This window comes from Kribbella sp. NPDC054772 (genome assembly GCF_053611945.1).
The window spans coordinates 34936-56169 of the sequence record NZ_JBSHBJ010000022.1; the positions used below are offsets into that span (position 1 = coordinate 34936).

The following is a 21234-nucleotide window of genomic DNA, read 5'->3' on the forward strand; positions in this document are numbered from 1 at the left end:
CCCCTGTTTGCCCCCGCGTCTGGGCGGGGTGGCTGCTCCCACCTCCCACTGGGGGCGGCCCCCCCCCGGGCGCCGCCCGCACCCCCCCGGGTGGGGGGCCCCCCCCATTCGCTGTACTACTGGTGACTGCTGGTGCCGCAGTGCGTGAAGATCAGCGAGCGGTACGCTTCGCCGCGGTCTTCTTGGCGGGGGCCTTCTTGGCCGGCGCCTTCTTCGCAACAACCTTCTTGGCCGGGGCCTTCTTGGCAACGGTCTTGGCCGGAGCCTTCTTGGCAACGGTCTTCGCCGGCGCCTTCTTGGCGACCGTCTTGGCCGGGGCCTTCTTGGCGACCGTCTTCTTCGCGGCGGCGGTCTTGGTGGCAGCGGCCTTGGCCGGCGCGGCCTTCTTCGCCGGGGCAGCCGCCTTGGTGGCGGTCGCGGCCGGCTTCGGGACGACCAGCTTCGGCAGCTTCTTGGCACCGGAGACAACGGCCTTCAGCTCCGCACCCGCGCGGAACTTCGGAACCACGGTCTTCTTGGCACGCTTGGTCTCACCGGTCCGCGGGTTGCGCACGATGCGCGCCCCACGCTCGATGGCCTCGAAGGCACCGAAACCGGTGATGGCGACCTTGCCGCCCTTCTTGGTCAGCTCGCGCTCTACGGTGTCGATCACCGATTCCAGCGCGTGCTGGGCCTGGCGGCGGTTTCCGTCGAAGTGCACTGCGAGCGCTTCGACCAACTGGCTCTTGTTCACTGCTTCCCTCCGTGAACTAGGCGTCGAGCACAGCGCTCGATCTCACAGGAACGTTATGGACTCAACACGCCGTTCACAAACACCAACGCGGCAATTCGGCCTTGTTTTGGGCGATTCGGGCCACAATTTCGCCCGTTTCGGCCCTGGAGAGCCCTTTTCAGAGCCATCCGCGGCGTTTGAAGATCTGGTGCAGACCTCCACACACCAAGGCCATCAGGCCGATCGCGAACGGGTATCCGTACTGCCAGTGCAGCTCCGGCATCTTGTCGAAGTTCATCCCGTAGACCGTCCCGATCAGCGTCGGGGCGAACAGGATCGCCGCCCAGGCAGAGATCCGCTTCACCTCTTCGTTCTGCTCGCTGCTGGCGATCGCGAGGCTCTTCATCTCCTCGTTCTGCTGCTGGGCCACCAGGGTCGCGTTCACCGTCAGGATGTCCCGGAGCAGTTCGCGGAAGCCGTCCACCTTCTCCACCACCTCGGTGACGTGGTCGGCCACGTCCCGCAGTGAACGTTGCAGTTCCTCGTCCACGCCGTACTTCTGGAAGCCGCCGCGGAGCTGCTCGAGCATGCCGATCAGCGGCCGGGTGGCGCGCTGGAACTCGATCACCTCACGGGACAGTTCGTAGATGCGCCGCGACACCTTCGGGTCACCGCGGAACACCTCGGTCTCGATCTCGTCGATGTCGTTCTCCAGACCGGCGACCACCGGCGCGTACCCGTCGACGACCTTGTCCACGATCGCGTACAGCACCGCTTCGGCACCGCGGCTGAGGAGCTCGGGGTCGCGCTCGACACGGCGCCGTACCGCTGCCAGGTTGGGCGCTTCGGCATGCCGGACCGTCACCACGAAGTCCGGGCCGACGAAGACGTGCACCTCACCGAACTCGACCTCCTCGGTCGCGTCCCGGTACCGCGCGGCCTTCAGGACCACGAACAGGGTCTCGCCGTAGCGCTCCAGCTTCGGCCGCTGATGGGCCTCGTTCGCGTCCTCGATGGCCAGCTCGTGCAGGTCGAACTCCTCCGCCAGCGAGGCGAGCTCGCGGCGGTCCGGCCGGTACAGGCCGATCCAGGCCAGGCTCTGTGCGGCCGGGCTCTCGATCGCCGTGTGCAAGGCGGAATAGGTGTCCGCCAGCGAACTCGGCGTCGAGACCCGGCGCCCGCCACAGTAGATCGCGCTGTCGACGACGCTGTGCCCGTTGGGCAACTGCTGGTCGCGCGACGGCTTCTCGGCCGGCTCGAGCGGTGCAGGGGCCGCGGTGGCGGCGTGCTTGCGGGCGGCGGCGCGCAGTGACGGGGTGCGGCTGAACGCACGGATCGTGCGAAGGCGCAGGTCGGACATGTGTCCTCCAGGTGCGGTGGCAACAAGTGAAAGAGGGGCGCACGTCTGCCCGACCCGCAACTACTGGAGGAGAAAACTGAGAGCGGTCAGCTCCTCGGCGGCCGAGCGAGACCGGTATGTCTGGAGGGCTCGCTGTTCATCAGCGCCTCACCTCCTTGGTCTCGCAAGCCTTGTACTGACACGTCCTTCGGGGACGATGCCAGGGTAACACCAGAGTTATCGCCGCCGGTCCTCCGAACGTTACGGCGGCGACCACTCTGTGCATGCTTCTGGCGGAGATTCAGGCCTTCGCCGGAAGGGTTGCCGGCTTGAAGGACGGCCGAGTCGCTTCGTAGGCAGCGATCTCGTCCGCGTGCGACAGCGTGATGCCGACGTCGTCCAGACCGTTCAGCAGCCGGTAGCGCGTGTAGTCGTCGATCTCGAAGGGTGCCGAGACGTCACCGGCCGAGATCGTCTTGTTTTCCAGGTCGACCGTGACCTTCGTGCCCGGGTCGGACTCGACCGCGGCCCACAGCTGCTCCACGACGTCCTGCGTGACCAGGGCCGCGAGCAGCCCGGCCTTGCCCGAGTTGCCGCGGAAGATGTCGCCGAACCGCGACGACACGACTACCCGGAACCCGAAGTCGAGCAGCGCCCAGACCGCGTGCTCACGCGACGATCCGGTGCCGAAGTCCGGTCCCGCGACGAGCACCGAGACGCCGCCGTACTGCGGCTGGTTCAGCACGAACTCGGGATCGTTGCGCCAGGCCGCGAACAGGCCGTCCTCGAAACCGGTCCGGGTGACCCGCTTCAGGTACACGGCCGGGATGATCTGGTCGGTGTCGACGTTGCTCCGGCGCAGCGGGGCCGCCGTACCGATGTGCTGGGTGAAGGCTTCCATGGTTGCGTTGCTCCTCAGACGTTCGCAGGTACGGCGACGGGCGGCAGGTCGGCCGGAGCGGCCAGGGTCCCGGTGACAGCGGTCGCGGCGGCGACCAGCGGGGACACCAGGTGGGTGCGACCGCCCTTGCCCTGGCGACCTTCGAAGTTCCGGTTCGAGGTGGAGGCGCTGCGCTCCCCCGGGGCCAGCGTGTCCGGGTTCATCCCCAGGCACATCGAGCAGCCCGCGCCGCGCCACTCGGCGCCCGCGTCCTTGAAGATCGTGTCCAGGCCCTCGGCCTCGGCCTGCAGCCGGACCCGGCCGGAGCCCGGGACGACGAGCATCCGGGTGCCCTCGGCAACCTTCCGGCCGGCCAGCACGCCGGCGGCGGCCCGCAGGTCTTCGATCCGGCCGTTGGTGCAGGAGCCCAGGAACACCGTGTCCACATGGATCTCGCGCAGCGGCGTACCGGCGGTCAGGCCCATGTACTCCAGGGCGCGCTCGGCAGCGACCTTGTCGTTCTCGTTGTCGAACTCGTCCGGCGACGGCACGTTGGCCGACAGCGGCAGGCCCTGACCCGGGTTGGTGCCCCAGGTGACGAACGGCGCGATCTCCTCGGCGCGGATGACGACCTCGCGGTCGAAGGTCGCGTCCTCGTCGGTCGCGAGGCTCTTCCAGTACTCGACGGCGGCTTCCCAGTCGACGCCCTGCGGCGCGTGCGGCTTGTCCTGCAGGTACGTGAACGTGGTCTCGTCCGGCGCGATCATGCCGGCCTTGGCGCCCCACTCGATCGACATGTTGCAGATCGTCATCCGGGCTTCCATGCTGAGCGCCCGGATCGCCTCGCCGCGGTACTCGACGATGTAGCCCTGGCCGCCGCCGGTGCCGACCTTCGCGATCAGCGCCAGCACCAGGTCCTTGGCCGTGACACCGTCGGGCAGTACGCCGTCGACGGTCACCGCCATCGTCTTCGGACGGGCCTGCATCAGCGTCTGGGTGGCGAGCACGTGCTCGACCTCGCTGGTACCGATGCCGAAGGCAATCGCCCCGAACGCACCGTGGGTCGAGGTGTGGCTGTCACCACACACCACGGTCATGCCGGGCTGGGTCAGGCCGAGCTGCGGGCCGATCACGTGTACGACGCCCTGGTCCGGGTCGCCGAGGGTGTGGATCCGGATGCCGAACTCCTCGGCGTTCTTCCGCAGCGTGTCCACCTGGGTGCGCGACACCGGGTCGGCGATCGGCTTGTCCACGTCGAACGTCGGGACGTTGTGGTCCTCGGTCGCGATCGTCAGGTCGGGACGGCGGACCGTGCGGCCCGCCAGGCGCAGCCCGTCGAAGGCCTGTGGACTGGTCACCTCGTGGACCAGATGGAGGTCGATGTAGAGAAGGTCGGGTTCTCCCTCGGCTTGGCGCACGACATGCGCGTCCCAGACCTTTTCCGACAACGTCCTACCCATCAGACTTTCTCCTTCGGGGTTTGCTGGATCCGCACCGCCACTGGTGCGTCATCGCTCACAGTGCTCTCAATTAGGCTGTAGAAGCGACTTGCGTTCCACGATTCGAGACGGCAATATCGTCTCATGGACAACTCTAGCGGAGTCGGTGTTCTCGACAAAGCAGCCCTCGTACTGTCCGCCCTCGAGTCCGGGCCGGCGACCCTGGCCGGCCTGGTGGCGGCGACGGGCCTGGCCCGTCCGACGGCCCACCGGCTGGCGGTCGCCCTCGAGCACCACCGCCTGGTCGGTCGTGACATGCAGGGACGCTTCGTGCTGGGCCCGCGACTCAGCGAGTTGGCCTCGGCCGCCGGTGAGGACCGACTGCTCGCGACCGCCGGCCCGGTGCTGGCGCGACTGCGGGACATCACCGGTGAATCCGCGCAACTGTTCCGCCGCCAGGGTGAGTACCGCGTGTGTGTCGCCGCCGCCGAGCGCCCGTCCGGCCTCCGCGACACCGTCCCCGTGGGCAGCCAGCTGACCATGGCGGCCGGGTCCGCTGCCCAGATACTGCTTGCCTGGGAGGACCCCGAGCGGATGCACCGCGGCCTCCACAACTCCTCGTTCAACGCGGCCGCACTGGCCGGCGTCCGCCGGCGCGGCTGGGCGCACTCGGTCGGCGAGCGTGAGCAGGGCGTCGCGTCCGTCTCCGCGCCGGTCCGCTCCCCCAGCGGCAAGGTGATCGCGGCGGTGTCGGTCTCCGGCCCGATCGAGCGGCTGTCCCGGCAGCCCGGCCGGATGCACGCGCCCGCCGTGATGGCGGCCGCCGAGCGACTTTCCGAGGCCCTGCGGCGCGCCTCGGAGTAGCGGCGCGCGCCAGGGTGGTTGTCACACGGCGTAACTGAGATCACCATGAGGGTTAACCCCTCAAGGAGGTCGACATGGAGCGTGACTGGCTGACTCTCGGATGGAAGATGCTGCTCGTGCGCGGCGCGATCGGCATCGTGTTCGGCATTCTCGCGATCGCCTGGCCGATCCACACGGCGATCGCGCTGGCGCTGCTGTGGGGCTTCTGGGCCCTCACCGACGGCATCGGTTCGATCGTCCAGGCCTTCCAGCCCGAGTCCCGCGGGAGCCGGATCTGGCTGGTGGCGCTCGGCGTGATCGCGTTGCTGGCGGCCTTCTTCGCGATCACCAGCCCTGGGATGACCGCGGCCACGCTGACCTGGATCCTCGGGATCTGGCTGATCATCCGGGGCATCTTCGAGCTCGCCGGCGCCTTCAGCAGCCGGCAGGTGATGCCGCGCTGGCTGCTGGTGCTGAACGGTCTGTTGTCGTTGCTGATCGGCGTGCTGTTCGCCGCCAAGCCGGGCGCCGGCGCGGTGAGCCTCGCCGTGGTGCTGGGGATCTCGGCCCTGGTCTGGGGCGTCGTGCTGATCGGCGTCGCCCTGTCCGTACGACGCATCACGCCGGGCCCGGCCGAAGCCACCCCGGCACCCGCCTGACGTCTGTCGCTATCCGAGGGCGGTTCCGGTTTCTCTGGTGCGGTCCTTGGCTGCCGTTGCCGGGTCGACGCCGGGGCCGCCCTCGGCGCGCGCCGCCGTACCCGCTCCCGCGACGCCGTCACCGGCCAGCCGCGCCGCCGCCGTGACGTCCGCCTCGCGGGTCGCCTCGGCGGCGGCACCCGGTGCGGCTTCGTTCTCGAGCCGGCCGATCGCGCGCTGGACGTCCTCGCCGATCCGCCGGCCGAGGATGTCGCCGCGCTGCTTGAGCACCGTCTGCGACTCGCGCGACTCGTCCAGCTCCTTCATCGCGACGGCCAGCTGATCGCCGATCACGGACGTGAGCCGTTCGGTCGCCGCCGCCCGTACGGCGGTGTCCGCCTGCTGCAGCACCGGCGAACGGTTGACCAGGATCTCGGCCGTCACCATCGCCTTGTCGAGCCGCTCGGAGGCGTGCACGCGGTCAAGCAGTCGGCCGTCCCCGGTGCCCCGCTGCTCCACCGGATCGACGATGCCGGCGAACGCGCCGACGAGTCGCTCGCGCGGAGTGTCCTGCGCCCAGCCGTTGCCGCTCCGAAGGCTCCGCGCCACCGCCGGGGAAATCGTCTGCGCGGCCTCCAGCTGGTCGACCACATGCGGGTAGTGGAACCGGCCGACCGCTGAGCCGATGGCGTCGGACAGCTGCTGGCCCTGCCGGTCCTGGACCTGGCGCGCCGCCCCACGGCCCGCGCCGGCACTGAGCTCACGGGTCAGGCCGAGTCCGAGCTGCTGCACCTTCGACACTTCGCCGCCGGTCGGCCAGCTACGCGTCTTACGCCAGGTCGTGCTGCGACCGAGCCTGTCGAGCCTGAGTCCGTCGCCTTTGTCCTCGCCCCCGCTGACCCCGACGCCGAGGACGCCGCTGCGCAGCTTCTCCGGCGAGAAGTACGGACCGAGCAGCACCCTGCGGTCGTACCGCTCCGGTGGCTTCTCCTGCAGCCGCTCCCGGACCGCGGCCTCCCACTCGTCGACGAACCGTGCCGCTGCCTTCGAGACTGGTTCCTCTGCCACAGGCCGGATTGTGCGGCCACCCGGCAAACGCCGAGACTCGCCCACCCGACGACGCGGTTAACAACCGCAGGACGTGCTCGGAACCAGCTCGTAGTCGAGGACGTGCCGTGCCGCTACCCGGTCGGAGCGATCGAGCAGCAACTCGACGGCGCTCCGCGCGGTGTCCTCGATCGGCTGCCGAACGCTGGCCAACGGCGGGATCGTCACCAAGCACTCGCTGGTGCCGTCGAACCCCATCACCGCAACGTCTTCCGGAACCCGCAGCCCGGCCTCCCAGGCAGCGAACAGCACCCCGAACGCCTGCTCGTCCGTCGAACAGTAGATCGCCCGCGGCGGCCGCCTCTCCCCGAACCACGCCCGTACGGCGTCCCTTGCCGCGAACCGTGACACCGGCGCGGCGACGTACCGGGCCGACGTGCGTGGATGGGCCTTCAGTGCGTTCTCGATACCGCTGCGGTGTTCCGCCGTACCCGGTGATTCCTCGGGGCCCGTGACGATGCCGAGGGTGCGGTAGCCGTGGGACAGCAGGTGCTCGGCCGCGGCCTCGGCGGCGGCGACGTAGTCGATGGACAGCGTCGACACGGTCACCCCCTCGGGAACGGGGTGCAGAGCAACGACCGGTACGCCGGCCGCCGCGAACCGCTGGATCGCGGGCTCGACCAGCAACGAGACGAGCACGACACCGTCGACCTTGCGCTCGATGAACGATCCGATGTGCGCCGACTCCTGTTCCGGATCGCCGGACGAGTCACCGATCAGCAGCAGGTGATCGTGCTGCCGCGCGAAGCTCTCCAGGTGCTCGGCGAGCGTGGCGAAGTACGGGTTGCGGATCTGCGGGATCAGCAGACCGAGCGAGTACGTGCGTCCCGCGCTCAGTGCACGGGCGAGGATGTTGGGCCGGTAGTCCAGCTCCGCCGCGGCCTCCAGTACGCGCCGACGGGTCTCCGCCGACACCGGCCGGGGGCCGTTGTTGAAGACGTAGCTGACGACCGCGGTGGACGTTCCGGCCCGCTCCGCGACATCACGCGCGGTCGCCATCGGACTCCCCGTGCGCCCCGCCCGCCGTCACGATGCGCGCCGTGATCTCCTCGGCCACCTGCTCGGCGTCGACCCCGGTGACGATCCGCACGGTGCCCTCGGGATCCGCGGTGAACGTGCTGTGCCCGGCCCGCTCGCCACCGACAGCGATCGTGATCCGGCCAGGCTCCGAGAACGTGAACAGCTCCGGCCGGCTCAGCGTCAGTACGGCGATCGGGTCGTGCGGCACGTTCCAGGTCTCGCTCCAGAACGCCCACCACTGCTCGATGTCCGCGCCCAACGCCGCGCCCAAGGCACCCGCAGCCCGGATCCGCTCGAGTCGCGCGGACTCGATCGTCACCTGGCGCGTGATCTCCAGACCCGTGATGGTGGTCGGGATGCCCGCGGTCAGGACGGCCTGCGCCGCGACGTCGTCGGACTTGAAGTTGTGCTCCGACACCTCGTCGCCGAACGAGCCGCCCATCACCCACAGATGCCGGATCCAGCGCGCCGCCTCGGGTTCGAGCGCCAGCGCGGCAGCGAGGTTGGTCAGCGGTCCGATCGCCGCGACGTCGAGCTCACCAGGTTGTGCTCGCAGTCCCGCGACCAGTCGCTCGGGGGCACTGTCCGCGCTGATCGCCTCGTGGTCGAGGTCGTCGTGCAGCGTGCCCTCGTGGCCGGCCCACCAGACCTCACGCCCCGACACCGGCTCCACAACCCCTGGTACGACGTCCAGTTCGCGGCCGGCGAGGACGCCGTACCGGCGGGCCAGCTGCGCGCGCAGCCGGGTGTCGCCGTACACGGTGTGCACCTCGAGCAGGTCGAGTTCGGGGCTGCCCAGGATCTGGGCGAGCGCCATCGCGTCGTCGACGTCGGAGCCGATGTCGGTGTCCAGAATGATGGATCGCATAGCGGGCATGGAATGCATGGTCTCCCTATTTCAGGCCACTGCTCGAGACGGACTGGACGAAGTACCGCTGGAAGCCGGCGATGACCACCAGCGGGATGACGGTGAGGACGACGGCCCCCGCGAACACGAGACCGTAGTCGGTGAAATTCTGGCCCTGCAGGTTCGAGAGCGCGACCGGACCGAGGACGTGCCGCGCGTCGGTGCCGATCAGCAACGGCCAGACGTACGACTGCCACTGGAACAGGAACAGCATCAGGCCGGCGCCGATCAGCGCGGGTTTGGACAGCGGCAGGTAGATCCAGCGAAAGACGCCGAACCAGCCGAGTCCGTCGAGCCGCCCGGCCTCGACCAGTTCGGCCGGGATGCCGAGGAAGAACTGCCGGAGCAGGAAGATCGCCATCCCGTTGCCGATCCCGGGCAGCACCAGGCCGGTGAACGTGTTGGTCAGCTGCCAGTCCCGGAACATCGACGACAACGGGATCGCGATCGCGTCGAACGGCACCAGGAAACTCAGTACGACGATCCCGAACACCAGCCCGCGGCCGCGGAACTCGAACGCCGCCAGCCCGAACGCCGCGGTCGCGCAGACGGCGAGCCCGATCACGACCGTGGCGGCGCTGACGACGATCGAGTTGAGTGTCGCGCGACCGATGTCACTGCTCAGCAAGGCCGAGTAGTTGGTCAGGGTCGGCCGCAGCTCGAAGAACGTCTGCCACGACAACGGACTGAGGTTCGCGAACGTCTCCGAGCCCGGCCGCAGCGAGTTCGTGACGACCCACAGCAGCGGCAGGAAGAACAGCAGTCCGACGACTCCACCGAGCACCGAGAGGCTGACCCGCTTCACTGGTCACCCCGCAACAACCGGAACTGCCCCGCCACGATCGCGAGCGTCAGTGCGACCAGGATGACGACCTCGGCCTGCGCGACGTGGATGTCGCCGATCGCGTAGGCGCGGGTGTAGACGTCGTACATCAGCAGGTTGCTGTTGCCGTTCGGGCCGCCCTTGGTGAGGATCTGGACCGGCGCGAACACCAGCAGGTTCGACACCGTGTCGGCGACGAGTACGAAGGCGAGTGGCCGCCGTACCAGCGGGAGGATGACCGACACCATCCGGCGCCACGCACCGGCGCCGTCGAGCAGCGCGGCCTCCCGTACTTCGACCGGGACCTCCTGGATTCCCGCGATCAGGAAGAGCATCCAGTACCCGACGCCGATCCACGAGAGCAGCACGATCAGCGACGGCAGCACCTGGCTGGACGACGTGAGGAACGGCTGCGCCGGGAGGCCGAATCGCTCGAGTACGCCGTTCGCGAGGCCGTCCGGCCGGTAGATGACGCTCCAGATCACGGCCGAGACCGCAGGCGGGGTGGCGATCGGGAGGATCACCAACGTCCGCCAGAGCTTCGAGCCGGCGGCCTTCTGGGTGAACAGGACCGCCAGCAGGAACGAGACGACCACCTGGATCGGGTTGACCAGCACCGTGAAGAGCAGCGTCACGCCGACCGCCTGCCGGAAGTCCTTGTTCGACAGCAGATCGGTGTAATTGCCCAGCCCGGCGAACACCCGCCCGCCGCGCAGCAGGCTCTCGGTGTAGAAGCTCTCGGTCACGGCCGAGATCGCCGGCACGATCCGCAGTACGGCGAGACACACCAGCGCCGGCGCCAGGAAGGCCAGGGCGATCAGCCCCTGCCGCTGCTTCACTTGATCCGCCTCATTTGATCGACTTCCAGGCCTCGTCGAGCTGCCGTGTCGCCTCCTGCAGCCGCGCGTCCGGGTTCGTCCCGTTGCGGATGTCGGCGAACGCCTTGGCCAGCACTTCCTCGAACTGGATGTACCCGACGCTCACCGGCCGCGGCACCGCGGTGTGCTCACTCTCGTACGTCGTGATCGCCGCGGCACCGGCCGTCTTCGCACCGGAGAACGCATCCATCTGCGGGGTGTACTGCTTCTGCGCGGCGAGGTTCGCCGGGATGATCGTCGTCGTACTCGTGGTGGCCAGGTTGCCGGCCGGGTCGAGCGTCGCGAACTCGAGGAACTTCCGCGCCATCCCCTGCTGCTTCGACGCCGGGTTGATGCCGAGCGACCACGAACCGGTCGGCGTGACCGGCTTGCCGCCCTGGAAGTACGGCAGCGGCGCGACGCCCCAGTCGATCTTCGAGCTGCCGAAAATCTTCAGGTCCCACGGGCCGCCGACGAAGAACGCGACGTTGCCGGCCGCGAACACCGGACCGGTCTGGAACCCGCCGATCCCCCGCGGCGACAGTCCGCTCGCGAACGTGGCGCCGTACCACTGCATGGCCTTCTTCCAGCCGTCGGTCTCGATGGCGGGCGTCAGCGCGTCGTCGCCCTTGATCCCGGAGCCGCCGCCGAGCGACTCGGCCAGCGGCTGCAGCTGGTAGTACGCCTCGGGCTGCTCCATGAACAGTCCGTACTTCGTCCCGCCCGCCTGCATCGCCTTGCGGCCGGCCGCCTCGACCTGCTCCCAGGTCCAGCGCTGCTGCGGGTCCGCCGTCGGCGGCGTCACCTTCGCCTTGGCCAGCGCGGTCTTGTTGTAGAAGAGGAACTGCGTCGAGTTCCACATCGGCAACGACCACAGCTTGTCGCGGAAGTGGTTGGTCTTGTACGCCGTCGCGCTCACCGAACTCTTCACGCGGCCGTCGAGGTCACTGAGGTCGGTCAGGAACCCCTTGGCGGCCAGCTGCGAGACCCGCGGCTCGTCGACCGTGTAGACGTCGATCCCGGTGTCCTTCGCAGCCAGCCGCTGCTGCATGGTCGCGTTGAACTGGTCGAACGGGATCTGCGTGTAGGTGACCTTGATCCCCGGGTTCTTCGCCTCGAAGGCCTTGATCACGGGCTGGTAGGTCTCGGTGTTGTCGGTCCCCGCGAACGTGATGGTCCCGGTCTGCGGACCTTGGTCCGCGGCGGCCGGGGCGCCGGAATCCGCCGAACCGCCACAGCCGGCGGCGAGCAGCACGACCGCACCCAGGGCAGCGATCAGCGCGGCGGGACGGGGGAAGAGGTTCCGCGGCACGGCAATCCCCTTTCAACGACGGGCCAGAACGGCCGACGGGAGGTCTAAGCGCGTAGACTCTAAGCGCTTAGACTCGGGTCTGTCCAGCACTCCCCCTGTGTGGAACTTCAGTGCCACCCACCGCACCTTTTCTTCCACAAACCCGCTGCCCTCACCCGAAGCGGCCGGCCGCCCCCACGCAGCCCCAGCCCACGCGACCAGCTCCGCACGCACCCCGCACGCGCGCAACCCCCACCCACCCGCGACCGGTTCCCCAGCCGATCCCACCCGCCCCGCACCCACCTCCGGCGCAACGCAACAGCGCCCCCCACCACTCGGTGGGAGGCGCTGTTTCTCTGGTAGCCCCGACGGGATTCGAACCCGCGCTACCGCCTTGAGAGGGCGGCGTGCTAGGCCGCTACACAACGGGGCCAGAGGTTTTGTCATCCGGACCTTTCGGCCCGGGCAACGAGGTCGAACTTTACCGATTTTCATCGGTGCGGTCCAATCCGCTGGGGTACTAGGACTCGAACCTAGACTAACTGAACCAGAATCAGACGGGCTGCCAATTACCCCATACCCCAAAGGCATTTCACTGAGTTGGAGAGTTTGTTTCCGCCCTCACCATCCCGGCTCGGAGAGCTTACCCGAGCATGCGACCGGACACCAAAACGGGGTCCCTCGGGCGCGTTGTCACTCCCGTCACACCCGACCCTCCTGACGCTCGGTCGTCAGGTTCATCCGGCCCGCGATCCACAGCGCGACCGCCCCGAACGCCGCGAACTTCACCACGTCGACGATGACCAGCGACCACGGCGCGTCCTTGACGCCGAGGCTCGCGCCGACGCTGTTCGTCAGGGCCGCGAACACGAACGTCACCACGTTGTTCGCAGCGTGCCCCGCGATGCCCGCTTCCAGGCCGCCCGTGCGGACCACGAGCACCCCGGCGACGAGACCGAACGCGAACCGGTCCAGGAACAGTGCCGGGCTCTGCCACGGCCAGATCCCGTGCGCGGCGGTGAAGAGCAGAGCGGTCACCAGGACGACGACCACCGAGCTACGGGCCAGCGCGCCCATCGCCTGCAGCAGGTACCCGCGGAAGTAGTACTCCTCCCCCGCGGCCTGGAACGTCGACGTGAGCAGCGTGACGGCGATCACGGCGACCGCGTCCGACGCCGCGCCACCACTGTGCCGCTCGCCGGTCGCGAGCTCGACGTTGCCGAACTGGACGACCGCGAGCGCCAGCAGCTCGATCACGATCGCGGCGAGCGCGAACCACGCCAGCGGCCGCCAGCGCAGCCCGCCGACCACTGAGGACAGCAGCCCCGGTGGCTGGCGGTTGAGTTTGCGGGCGACCAGGATGCTGAGCGGGATCAGCACGATCAGCGACAGGTTCGTGGCGAGCAGCCCGAACCAGGACATCGTGCCCTCGGGATCGGTCCGGATCGCCTGCTGGACACCGAGGATGACCAGGCTGGCGACCATCCAGCCGACCAGGATCGCCAGCGACCCGAGGACGACGTACCCACGGGGTGCCTCCGGCGTGCGGAGCAGGTCCTGGTACTTCGTCCCGCTCTTGCGGGTCACGTCCTTCGCGGGCACGGTCATGCCGTCGTACGACGGGCCTGCTCGAGCCGGCGCAGCGATGTCTCGCGGCCGAGCAGCTCGAGTGACTCGAACAACGGAGGGGAGATCCGGCGGCCGGAGATCGCCACCCGGACCGGGCCGAATGCGTTCTTCGGCTTCAGCCCGAGCCCGTCGATCAGCGGGGCCCGCAACGCCGCCTCGATCGCCTCGGTCGTCCAGTCGACGTCGGTCAGCGCCTTGATCGAGGCGTCGAGGACCGCGTCCGCGTCCCCGGCCAGCCCCTTCGCGGCCGCGTCCGGGTCGATCGAGAACTTGTCCTCGCTGACGAACAGGAACCCGAGCATGTCGACCGACTCGGACAGCGTGTTCATCCGCTCCTGCACCAGCGGTACGGCGGCCCGCAGTACCGCGAGCTGCGCGTCCGAGGGCTCAGCGGGCTCGGCGGGCAGCACCCCGCCACCCGCCAGGAACGGGATCATCCGCTCCGCGAACTCCTCGGCCGGGATCATCCGCATGTGCGCGGCGTTGATCGCCTCGCACTTCTTCGGGTCGAAGCGGGCCGAGTTCGCGTTCACCTTGCGGATGTCGAACGCCTCGATCATCTCCGCCATCGTGAACACGTCCCGGTCCTCGGCGATCGACCAGCCGAGCAGCGCCAGGTAGTTCAGCAGACCCTCGGGCAGGAAGCCGCGCTCGGCGTACTCGGTGAGTCCGGAACCCTTGTCCCGCTTGGACAACCGCTTGTTGCCCTCGCCCATCACGAACGGCAGGTGCCCGAACCGGGGCGTCCGGCCGCTGCCGACGCCGATGTCCGCGAGCGCCTCGTAGAGCGCGATCTGGCGCGGCGTCGACGGCAGCAGGTCCTCACCCCGCAGGACGTGGGTGATCTCCATCAGCGCGTCGTCGACCGGGTTCACCAGCGGGTAGAGCGGGTAACCGTTGGCCCGGACCAGGACGTAGTCCCCCAGGTTCTCCGGGAGGAAGGTGATCTCGCCGCGGACCAGGTCGTCGAACACGATCGGGCGATCCGGCATCCGCAGCCGGACCACGGGCCGGCGGCCTTCGTCGACGTACGCCTGCAGCTGCTCGGGCGGCAGGTCGCGGCAGTGACCGTCGTACCCGCTGTGCTGGCCGGAGGTGCGCGCGGCCTCGCGGCGCTGGTCGAGCTCCTCCTGCGAGCAGTAGCAGTGGTACGCCTTCTGCGCGGCGAGGAGCTTGCTGACGACGTCGGCGTAGGTGTCCATCCGCTCGGACTGCAGGTACGGCCCGAAGTCGCCGCCGACCTCCGGGCCCTCGTCCCAGAGCAGGCCGAGCCAGCGGAGGGCGTCGTAGGTGTACCGGTAGCCCTCCTCGGTGTTCCGCGAGGTGTCGGTGTCCTCGATCCGGAGCACCAGCTTGCCGCCGTAGTGCCGGGCGAAGGCCCAGTTGAACAGGGCGCTGCGGATGTTGCCGACGGTCAGCAGGCCGGTCGGGGACGGTGGGAAGCGCACTCGGACCTGATGCGGTTCCAGGCCACCCAGTACGTCGTTCACGGCCCGGTCAGTCACGCACGATCACCTTGTTCGTCAGAGTTCCGATTCCTTCGACGCTGATCGAGACCTCGTCACCGGGCAGCATCGGGCCGACACCCGCGGGGGTGCCGGTGAGCACCACGTCGCCGGGCAGCAGCGTGGTGAAGGAGGTGATGTAGGCCAGCACCTCCGGGATGTCGAAGATGAACTGCGAGGTCCGCCCGTCCTGCTTGAGCTCGCCGTTCAGCTCGGTGCTGACCCGCAGGTCAGCGGCGTCGAGCTCGGTGCTGATCCACGGGCCGAGCGGGCAGAACGTGTCGTACCCTTTGGCCCGGGCCCACTGCCCGTCGGACTTCTGCAGGTCGCGCGCGGTCACGTCGTTCGCGATCGTGTAGCCGAAGATCACCTCGTTGACCCGCTCCTTGGGCAGGTCCCGGCAGATCCGGCCGATCACGATCGCCAGTTCGCCCTCGAACTGCAGGTCGTTGGTCTGCTCCGGGTAGACGATGCCGTCCCGCGGGCCGATCACGCTGGTGTTCGGCTTCAGGAAGATCATCGGCTGCGTCGGTACGTCGTTGCCGAGCTCGGCCGCGTGCGCCGCGTAGTTCCGCCCGACGCACACCACCTTGCTGCGCGGGATCACCGGCGCCAGCAGCCGGACGTCAGCCAGCTGCAGCTTCTCCCCGGTGAACTGGGCCGACCGGTACAGCGGGTCCGAGTCGAGCACGTTGACAGTGCCGGTGAGCCCTTCGGGGTCGTCGGTCTCGACGACGCCGTACTTCGGCTCGTCCTCCACGGAGAATCTGGCGATACGCACGGGCCGAGCCTACCGTCGGCGACGAATGCGGCAGTGATGTGGTGACGATGAGACAGTGATGTGGTGACGATGGAGATTCGCTTGGCCCGCCAGGACGAGTACGACGCGGTGGGCGAGCTGACGGTGGCGGCGTACACGCACGACGGTCTCGTGCGCGGTGACTACGCGATGACTTTGCGTGCGGCAGCGGACCGGGCCGCCAAGGCCGAACTGTGGGTGGCCGCGGACGAAGACGGTCTGCTCGGCACGGTCACCTACTGCCCGGTGGGCTCGGTGTACCGCGAGATCGGCCGCGACGACGAGGGCGAGTTCCGGATGCTCGGTGTCGCGGGACGCGCGCGCGGGCAGGGCATCGGCCGGGCGCTGACCGAGCGCTGCATCGAGCGGACCCGCGAGCAGGGCCTGCGGCGGATCGTCATGAGCAGCGCGAACTACATGGCCACCGCCCACCGGATCTACGAGCGTCTCGGGTTCACCCGGATCCCCGAGCGGGACTGGGCTCCCATCCCGGGCGTCGATCTCTACGCGTTCGCCCTCGACCTATGACCGTCACGCTGCCCTTCGACGAGTGGTCGGCGTACGCGACGGAGCACACCAAGCGGGTCGACGTACTGCTCGCCGGTCATCTGGAACGCCGCCGGCGCCGCGAGCCGCATCCGGTCGAGGACTTCCTCTTCACCTATTACCCGACCCGTCCGAACCAGCTCCGCATCTGGCACCCCGGCCCCGGCGTCCACCTGCAGGAGGCCGCGGTCTACGCCGAGCGACGCGGGTACGTCGTGAACGACGGAACTGCCGCGCTCGACCCAGCCGAGATCGAGCGCCGGGCGGACAGCATCACCTGGATCCGGCGGCTGCTCGCCGCGACGCTCGATCTGCAACCGCAGTTCGGCTGTTTCGGCCTGCACGAATGGGCGATGGTGTACCGGACTCCCGAGGTACGGCACGCGTCCTGGCCGCTCCGGTTAGGGGCCGAGGGCACCGATCAGGTCGTCGAGTCGCACAAGATCGGCTGCTCGCACTTCGACGCGTTCCGGTTCTTCACCGATCCCGCGCGGCCGCTCAACTCCCTGCAACCGACCCGCGAGTCCCAGCCGCGGCTGGAGCAGGGCGGCTGCCTGCACGCCAACATGGACCTCTACAAGTGGGCGACGAAGCTGATGCCCTTCACCCCCAGCACGCTGCTCCTGGACTGCTTCGAGCTGGCGCGCGACATCCGCACTCTCGACATGCAGGCCTCGCCGTACGATCTCGCGAAGCTCGGCTACTCCCCCGTGCGCATCGAGACGGCGGCCGGCAAAGCGGAGTACACGACTGCCCAACGCTCCTTCGCCGACCGCGCCAGGCCGCTGCGCCGGCGACTCGTGGAGCTCTGCGACCAGCTGCTGAGCTAATCTCACAGCATGGGAAAGATCGTCGCGATCGCCTTCGGCGTCCTGCTCATCGCCACCGGCGGTGTCTGGACCATGCAGGGCCTGGGCTACCTCAAGGGCAGCTCGATGACCGGCAGCACCCTGTGGGCCACTGTCGGCCCGATCATCGCCGCCTTCGGAGTGGCACTGCTGTACGTCGCACTCCGCGGACCGAAGAAACGAAGCTGACCGAGCCGGCTCGAGAATCAGCAGCTCGACAGGACGTGTGCCCGGCACTGGCCAACGCCCACGCTCAACCAACCGGAGAAACCCTCACAGTGGGCATATACGTACTGTCGAGCGGCCGGACTCAGACGCGCACGATCGCCCATTGGTAGTGCATGACGCGGCCGTCGTCCCAGGTGGCCCAGTCCTCCACCGCGCCGTACCGCTGGAGAACCTCACGCACTCCCTCATCGGAGCGGATGCTGAAGAACCGCCCGGGTCCATAACCCGTGTTGTCTTCCCACACGCGCTCACCGCCACTCACGTCACCCCAGAGGCCGATGGCCAGCGGTGCGCCGGGCTTCAGCACGCGCACGATCTCGCGCAACGCCAGATCCAGGTCCTCGTCGGCCACATGCAGCAACGTGCTCATCGTCCAGCCTGCGTCGAACGTCCCGTCGCCGAACGGCAACTCGAGCACCGACGCCACCTCGGCACGCAACCCGAGCTCGCGGCACGCCTCGACACTCGCGGGCGCCAGATCCACTCCCGTGTAATCGAATCCCGCCGCCGCGATCGCCGCACCGTCCCGGCCCGGACCACAGCCGATCTCCAGCACCGAATGACGCCCCTCGGCCTGCAATTGGCTGAGATAAGCGGTACGGCGGTCCACCCGAGCATCCGGCAGCTCACGGTCGGACCGGGCCTGGACCTCGTTGGAGTAGTAGGTGATCAGGTCCTGCTCGCGGTTCTCACGATTCATGACTTGGTCGCCTTCAGGGCGAAGAGGAGTGGGATTCGCGGGGCGGGGTCAGGGAGGCGCCACCAGCCCTCCGGGGTTTGCTGCATGGATGGCCAGCGGGGCCACGGGAGTACTTCGGATTCGCGCAGACTGGTGAGCTGGAAGCCGGCGCCGGCGAGCGTGCTGACGATCTCCCCCATGCCGTGCCGCCACTCGTAGCTGGTCTGGCGACCGGGGACCTCGTCGCCGGTGTAGGTGACGGTTGAGTCGTGCGCGATCGGCCCGCGTCCTTCGAGGTAGTCGGCGCGGATGACCAGGTCGTCCGACTCGCCGGGGAGGGAGACCTCGCGCAGCGCATTGAGCAACGGATGGAACTCGACGACGTACAGAGCGCCCCCGGGCTTGAGCAGCTCCCGTACGACCTCGGCCCACTGCTTCAGGTCGGGGAGGTAACAGAGCGCGCCCTTGCCCGTGTAGACGATGTCGAACTGCCGACCGTCGACCGCCTGCACCGCGTCGTACACGTTCGCGTGGACGTAGTCGACGTCGACTCCGGCCGCGGCCGCGATCCCCCGCGCCGCATCCAGCGACTTCTCCGACAGATCGAGACCGCTGGCCCGTGCACCCCGCCGCGCGAACTCGATCGTCTCCGTCCCGAGATGACACTGCAGGTGCAGTACGTCGCGCCCCTCCAGCGGACCGAGGTCGTCCCACTCGTAGTCCGCGAACCAGAACTCGGCGGGGCGGTCGTAGAAGTCGCTTGCCGCGTGCAGCGGCGCCCTCGCGTTCCAGTCGGCCTCGTTGGCGGCCACCATGTCCTGCGTCTGCGCGTCGAGAGTCACACCAAGCAGTCTGCCCACAACCGGGTCCACAGCCTGGCAGACTCCCATCCACAGCCTTGTTCAAGGTTTGTGGATAAGGTTGAATAAGAGTATGGCGAGGGTGGAGTTACACCGCTGGCCCGGGCACCCCGATGGGTTCACCCGGGCCGAGCGGCTGGGCGGGTCGTACGAGCTGTACTTCCCGGACCCGCTGGTCGGTCGGGAGTTCAACCTGAGCGACGACGTTCTCGCGGCACTCGAGGACGCCGCCGGCGATCTCGCCCGTCTGGACGCGACCGCCGCCGTCCTGACCAACAGCGAGGCCCTCGCGCGACTCCTGCTGCGCGCCGAGGCGGTCGGCTCGTCCCACATCGAGGGTCTCGTCGTCGGAGCCCGCCGCCTATTGAAGGCCGACGTACTGCGGGATCGGGCGCGGGACGTCACGGCCGAGGAGGTACTCGGCGCGGTCGACGCGATGACCTGGGTGACCGAGTCCGTCCAGGCCGGTGACAAACTCGAGGTCGACCATCTGCTCGAGGCACACCGGCTCCTGATGGCGCAGTCGCCGAACCCGGAGTACGGCGGCGAGATCCGCTACCTGCAGAACTGGATCGGCGGCCGCTCCCCCGCCGAGGCCTACTACGTCCCGCCGCCGGCGCAACTGATCCCGGAACTGCTCGCGGACCTGATGACCTTCGTCCGCGAGTCGCCGCTGCCGGTGCTCGCCAAGACCGCGATCGCGCACGCCCAGTTCGAGACCATCCACCCCTTCGCCGACGGCAACGGCCGGACCGGGCGGGCCCTGATCCACCTGATCCTGCGTGCCGACGGCCTGGTGACGCGCACGGTGCCGCCGGTCTCACTGGCGCTCGCCACCCACGCGACGGAGTACGTCGACACCCTGACCGCTTTCCGGTACGTCGGGCGCTCGACGACCGCGAAGGCCCGCGCGGCCGCCAATCCGTGGCTGCGGATGTTCGCGCTGGCCTGTACGCACGCGACCGCGGAGGCCGCCCGTTTCGAGCAGACGGCCGTCGATCTGAAGGCGTCCTGGCGGGAACGCGCCGCGCCGGTCCGCGCGGGCTCGGCGACCGAGCTGTTGATCGAGGCCCTGCCGGCCGCACCCGTCCTCACACTCGCCGCCGCGGCGCAGCTCATCGACCGCTCGCAGCAGGCCGCCAACCAGGGCCTCGCCCGACTGGTCGAGGCGCGGATCTTGCGCGAGGTCACCGACGGCCGGCGGAACCGCGTCTACGAGGCGCCCGAGCTGATCGACGCCTTCACGCTGCTCGAGCGCCGCTTCGCGAGCCCGGCCGCGGACACGCAGATCGAGCCGCCTAGCAGACCCGTTCCGTCGAGGCCACGACCGACACGCTAGGTGGTTTGACTTTCCGTTCCCTGTGGAGCAAGAATTCGAACATATGTTCGATCGTACAGGGGAGCTGTTATGCCGGAGCCGTTCGACTGGGACATCCTGCACAGGCCATCGGCGATGGCCATGGTCCGCGGCCAGCTCGGCTTCAGCTGGATGGTCCTGTCCGGCCGGCTGGCCCGGCTGACCGACGAGCAGTACTTCTGGCGCCCGAGCAGCGAGGCGCTCACCGTCGTCCGGCGGCACTACACAGGACACTTCCGCGCACTCGGGTCCGGCGAATGGGTCGCGCAATGGCCGGACGAGCCGGACCATCGCGGCCCACGGACGATCGCCTGGCTGATCGCGCACCTGACCGAGACGTTCTTCGAGCGCTGGGAGTGGACGTTCGGCGAAAGCCGGCAGGGCCGCGCGGACATCACCCTGCACGGCAACGCGCGGGATGCGGTCGCCTGGCTGACCCACTGGGTCGAGGCCTGGCAGGACGCGATCGCCGGCCTCGACGAGGACGCGGTGACGACGGTCGGCCTCAGCCAGGCCAACGAACTCGACGCGGCCGAGCCGTTCGGCCACGTCGTACTGCGCCTCAATCGCGAGCTGATCCATCACGGCTCCGAGATCATGACGCTCCAGGATCTGTATGCGGTCGCGGCGTGAGGACCACAAGATGTGCGACACGCGGCGTGGCGCTACCACAAGATCTAGATGTTCCGACTTAGCATCACTACTGCTGGTGGTTCGGGATGGTCGACGACACAACATGTTGTTCATCTCGAGGCAACAGGGGAATCCGGTGCGAGTCCGGAACTGCCCCGCAACGGTGAGCGGTCGTGACGTCCAGCTGCGTCCGCGAGTCCGGATACCTGCCACCGGTGCGTGTACCGCCGGTACACGCGGTCCGAGATCTCGCGGGTGGGTCGCAGGGCGTGACGGGCAGTGGTACCGGCCGGT

Annotated in this window: 22 protein-coding genes, 2 tRNA genes and 1 riboswitch; of the genes, 7 read left to right on the forward strand and 17 right to left on the reverse strand. The window is 68.8% G+C overall.

Features of this window, described 5'->3' with window-relative positions; translation table 11 throughout:
* Positions 1–151 precede the first annotated feature (151 nt).
* The 4 genes from ACWGID_RS28140 to leuC all read right to left on the reverse strand — a co-directional run bounded on the left by ACWGID_RS28140 (position 152) and on the right by leuC (position 4391).
* Positions 152–733, reverse strand: a complete 582-nt coding sequence (locus ACWGID_RS28140; RefSeq protein ID WP_452201499.1) for an HU family DNA-binding protein — start codon at positions 731–733, stop codon at positions 152–154.
* 157 nt (positions 734–890) lie between these two features.
* On the reverse strand, positions 891–2072 hold the full coding sequence (gene corA, locus ACWGID_RS28145) for a magnesium/cobalt transporter CorA (protein ID WP_452201501.1): 1182 nt from the start codon (positions 2070–2072) through the stop codon (positions 891–893).
* A 280-nt stretch (positions 2073–2352) separates the two neighbouring features.
* A complete protein-coding gene (gene leuD / locus ACWGID_RS28150) occupies positions 2353–2952 on the reverse strand; it encodes a 3-isopropylmalate dehydratase small subunit (protein WP_452201503.1) in 600 nt (199 codons plus the stop codon).
* 14 nt (positions 2953–2966) lie between these two features.
* Positions 2967–4391, reverse strand: a complete 1425-nt coding sequence (leuC, locus tag ACWGID_RS28155; RefSeq protein WP_452201505.1) for a 3-isopropylmalate dehydratase large subunit — start codon at positions 4389–4391, stop codon at positions 2967–2969.
* Between the two features lie 123 nt (positions 4392–4514).
* On the opposite strand from leuC, the gene ACWGID_RS28160 reads away from it, so the two are divergent.
* Positions 4515–5234: an IclR family transcriptional regulator gene (locus tag ACWGID_RS28160; protein WP_134124286.1), complete on the forward strand. Its 720-nt coding sequence runs from the start codon at positions 4515–4517 to the stop codon at positions 5232–5234.
* A gap of 74 nt (positions 5235–5308) precedes the next feature.
* A complete protein-coding gene (locus tag ACWGID_RS28165) occupies positions 5309–5872 on the forward strand; it encodes an HdeD family acid-resistance protein (RefSeq protein WP_452201507.1) in 564 nt (187 codons plus the stop codon).
* 9 nt (positions 5873–5881) lie between these two features.
* Here the strand turns inward: ACWGID_RS28165 and ACWGID_RS28170 are convergent, their stop codons facing one another.
* The 11 genes from ACWGID_RS28170 to ACWGID_RS28220 all read right to left on the reverse strand — a co-directional run bounded on the left by ACWGID_RS28170 (position 5882) and on the right by ACWGID_RS28220 (position 15771).
* A complete protein-coding gene (locus ACWGID_RS28170; RefSeq protein WP_452201509.1) occupies positions 5882–6919 on the reverse strand; it encodes a hypothetical protein in 1038 nt (345 codons plus the stop codon).
* Positions 6920–6976: 57 nt separating this feature from the next.
* Positions 6977–7957, reverse strand: coding sequence for a LacI family DNA-binding transcriptional regulator (locus ACWGID_RS28175; protein WP_452201511.1), 981 nt, complete (start codon positions 7955–7957; stop codon positions 6977–6979).
* Positions 7941–8846 (reverse strand): nucleoside hydrolase, encoded by a 906-nt coding sequence (locus ACWGID_RS28180; protein ID WP_452201513.1) that lies wholly within the window; start codon positions 8844–8846, stop codon positions 7941–7943. Before ACWGID_RS28180 ends, ACWGID_RS28175 begins: the two co-directional genes overlap by 17 nt.
* A gap of 25 nt (positions 8847–8871) precedes the next feature.
* Positions 8872–9690: a carbohydrate ABC transporter permease gene (locus ACWGID_RS28185; RefSeq protein WP_452201515.1), complete on the reverse strand. Its 819-nt coding sequence runs from the start codon at positions 9688–9690 to the stop codon at positions 8872–8874.
* Positions 9687–10547, reverse strand: coding sequence for a carbohydrate ABC transporter permease (locus ACWGID_RS28190; protein WP_452201517.1), 861 nt, complete (start codon positions 10545–10547; stop codon positions 9687–9689). The genes ACWGID_RS28185 and ACWGID_RS28190 overlap by 4 nt, the downstream gene beginning before the upstream one ends.
* 10 nt (positions 10548–10557) lie before the next feature.
* On the reverse strand, positions 10558–11877 hold the full coding sequence (locus tag ACWGID_RS28195) for a sugar ABC transporter substrate-binding protein (RefSeq protein ID WP_452201519.1): 1320 nt from the start codon (positions 11875–11877) through the stop codon (positions 10558–10560).
* A gap of 336 nt (positions 11878–12213) precedes the next feature.
* Positions 12214–12289: transfer RNA gene (locus ACWGID_RS28200), tRNA-Glu, on the reverse strand.
* Positions 12290–12368: 79 nt separating this feature from the next.
* A tRNA-Gln gene (locus ACWGID_RS28205) sits at positions 12369–12440 on the reverse strand.
* Between the two features lie 118 nt (positions 12441–12558).
* Positions 12559–13464 (reverse strand): CPBP family intramembrane glutamic endopeptidase, encoded by a 906-nt coding sequence (locus tag ACWGID_RS28210; RefSeq protein ID WP_452201521.1) that lies wholly within the window; start codon positions 13462–13464, stop codon positions 12559–12561.
* Positions 13461–14990, reverse strand: a complete 1530-nt coding sequence (gene gltX, locus ACWGID_RS28215) for a glutamate--tRNA ligase (protein ID WP_452201523.1) — start codon at positions 14988–14990, stop codon at positions 13461–13463. Before gltX ends, ACWGID_RS28210 begins: the two co-directional genes overlap by 4 nt.
* Positions 14983–15771: a fumarylacetoacetate hydrolase family protein gene (locus ACWGID_RS28220; RefSeq protein WP_452201524.1), complete on the reverse strand. Its 789-nt coding sequence runs from the start codon at positions 15769–15771 to the stop codon at positions 14983–14985. The genes gltX and ACWGID_RS28220 overlap by 8 nt, the downstream gene beginning before the upstream one ends.
* A gap of 69 nt (positions 15772–15840) precedes the next feature.
* On the opposite strand from ACWGID_RS28220, the gene ACWGID_RS28225 reads away from it, so the two are divergent.
* From ACWGID_RS28225 to ACWGID_RS28235, 3 genes are read left to right on the forward strand one after another with little or no spacing between them, the layout of a single operon-like run.
* Positions 15841–16317, forward strand: coding sequence for a GNAT family N-acetyltransferase (locus ACWGID_RS28225; RefSeq protein WP_452201526.1), 477 nt, complete (start codon positions 15841–15843; stop codon positions 16315–16317).
* Positions 16314–17165, forward strand: coding sequence for a 3-methyladenine DNA glycosylase (locus ACWGID_RS28230; protein ID WP_452201528.1), 852 nt, complete (start codon positions 16314–16316; stop codon positions 17163–17165). Before ACWGID_RS28225 ends, ACWGID_RS28230 begins: the two co-directional genes overlap by 4 nt.
* 9 nt (positions 17166–17174) lie before the next feature.
* Entirely contained in the window at positions 17175–17372 is a 198-nt protein-coding gene (locus tag ACWGID_RS28235) for a hypothetical protein (RefSeq protein ID WP_452201530.1), read from the forward strand.
* A gap of 121 nt (positions 17373–17493) precedes the next feature.
* Here the strand turns inward: ACWGID_RS28235 and ACWGID_RS28240 are convergent, their stop codons facing one another.
* Positions 17494–18111, reverse strand: coding sequence for a class I SAM-dependent methyltransferase (locus ACWGID_RS28240; RefSeq protein ID WP_452201532.1), 618 nt, complete (start codon positions 18109–18111; stop codon positions 17494–17496).
* The gene (locus ACWGID_RS28245) at positions 18108–18932 is read right to left on the reverse strand and encodes a class I SAM-dependent methyltransferase (RefSeq protein ID WP_452201534.1); all 825 of its coding nucleotides are present in this window, start codon (positions 18930–18932) and stop codon (positions 18108–18110) included. The genes ACWGID_RS28240 and ACWGID_RS28245 overlap by 4 nt, the downstream gene beginning before the upstream one ends.
* A gap of 91 nt (positions 18933–19023) precedes the next feature.
* Here ACWGID_RS28245 and ACWGID_RS28250 point away from each other — a divergent pair, with 91 nt between their 5' ends.
* Complete coding sequence (locus ACWGID_RS28250; RefSeq protein ID WP_452201536.1) at positions 19024–20289, forward strand: Fic family protein; 1266 nt, start codon at positions 19024–19026, stop codon at positions 20287–20289.
* Between the two features lie 69 nt (positions 20290–20358).
* Complete coding sequence (locus ACWGID_RS28255) at positions 20359–20940, forward strand: DinB family protein (protein WP_452201538.1); 582 nt, start codon at positions 20359–20361, stop codon at positions 20938–20940.
* Positions 20941–21000: 60 nt separating this feature from the next.
* Positions 21001–21168, forward strand: a riboswitch (cobalamin riboswitch).
* The last annotated feature ends 66 nt before the right edge of the window (positions 21169–21234 follow it).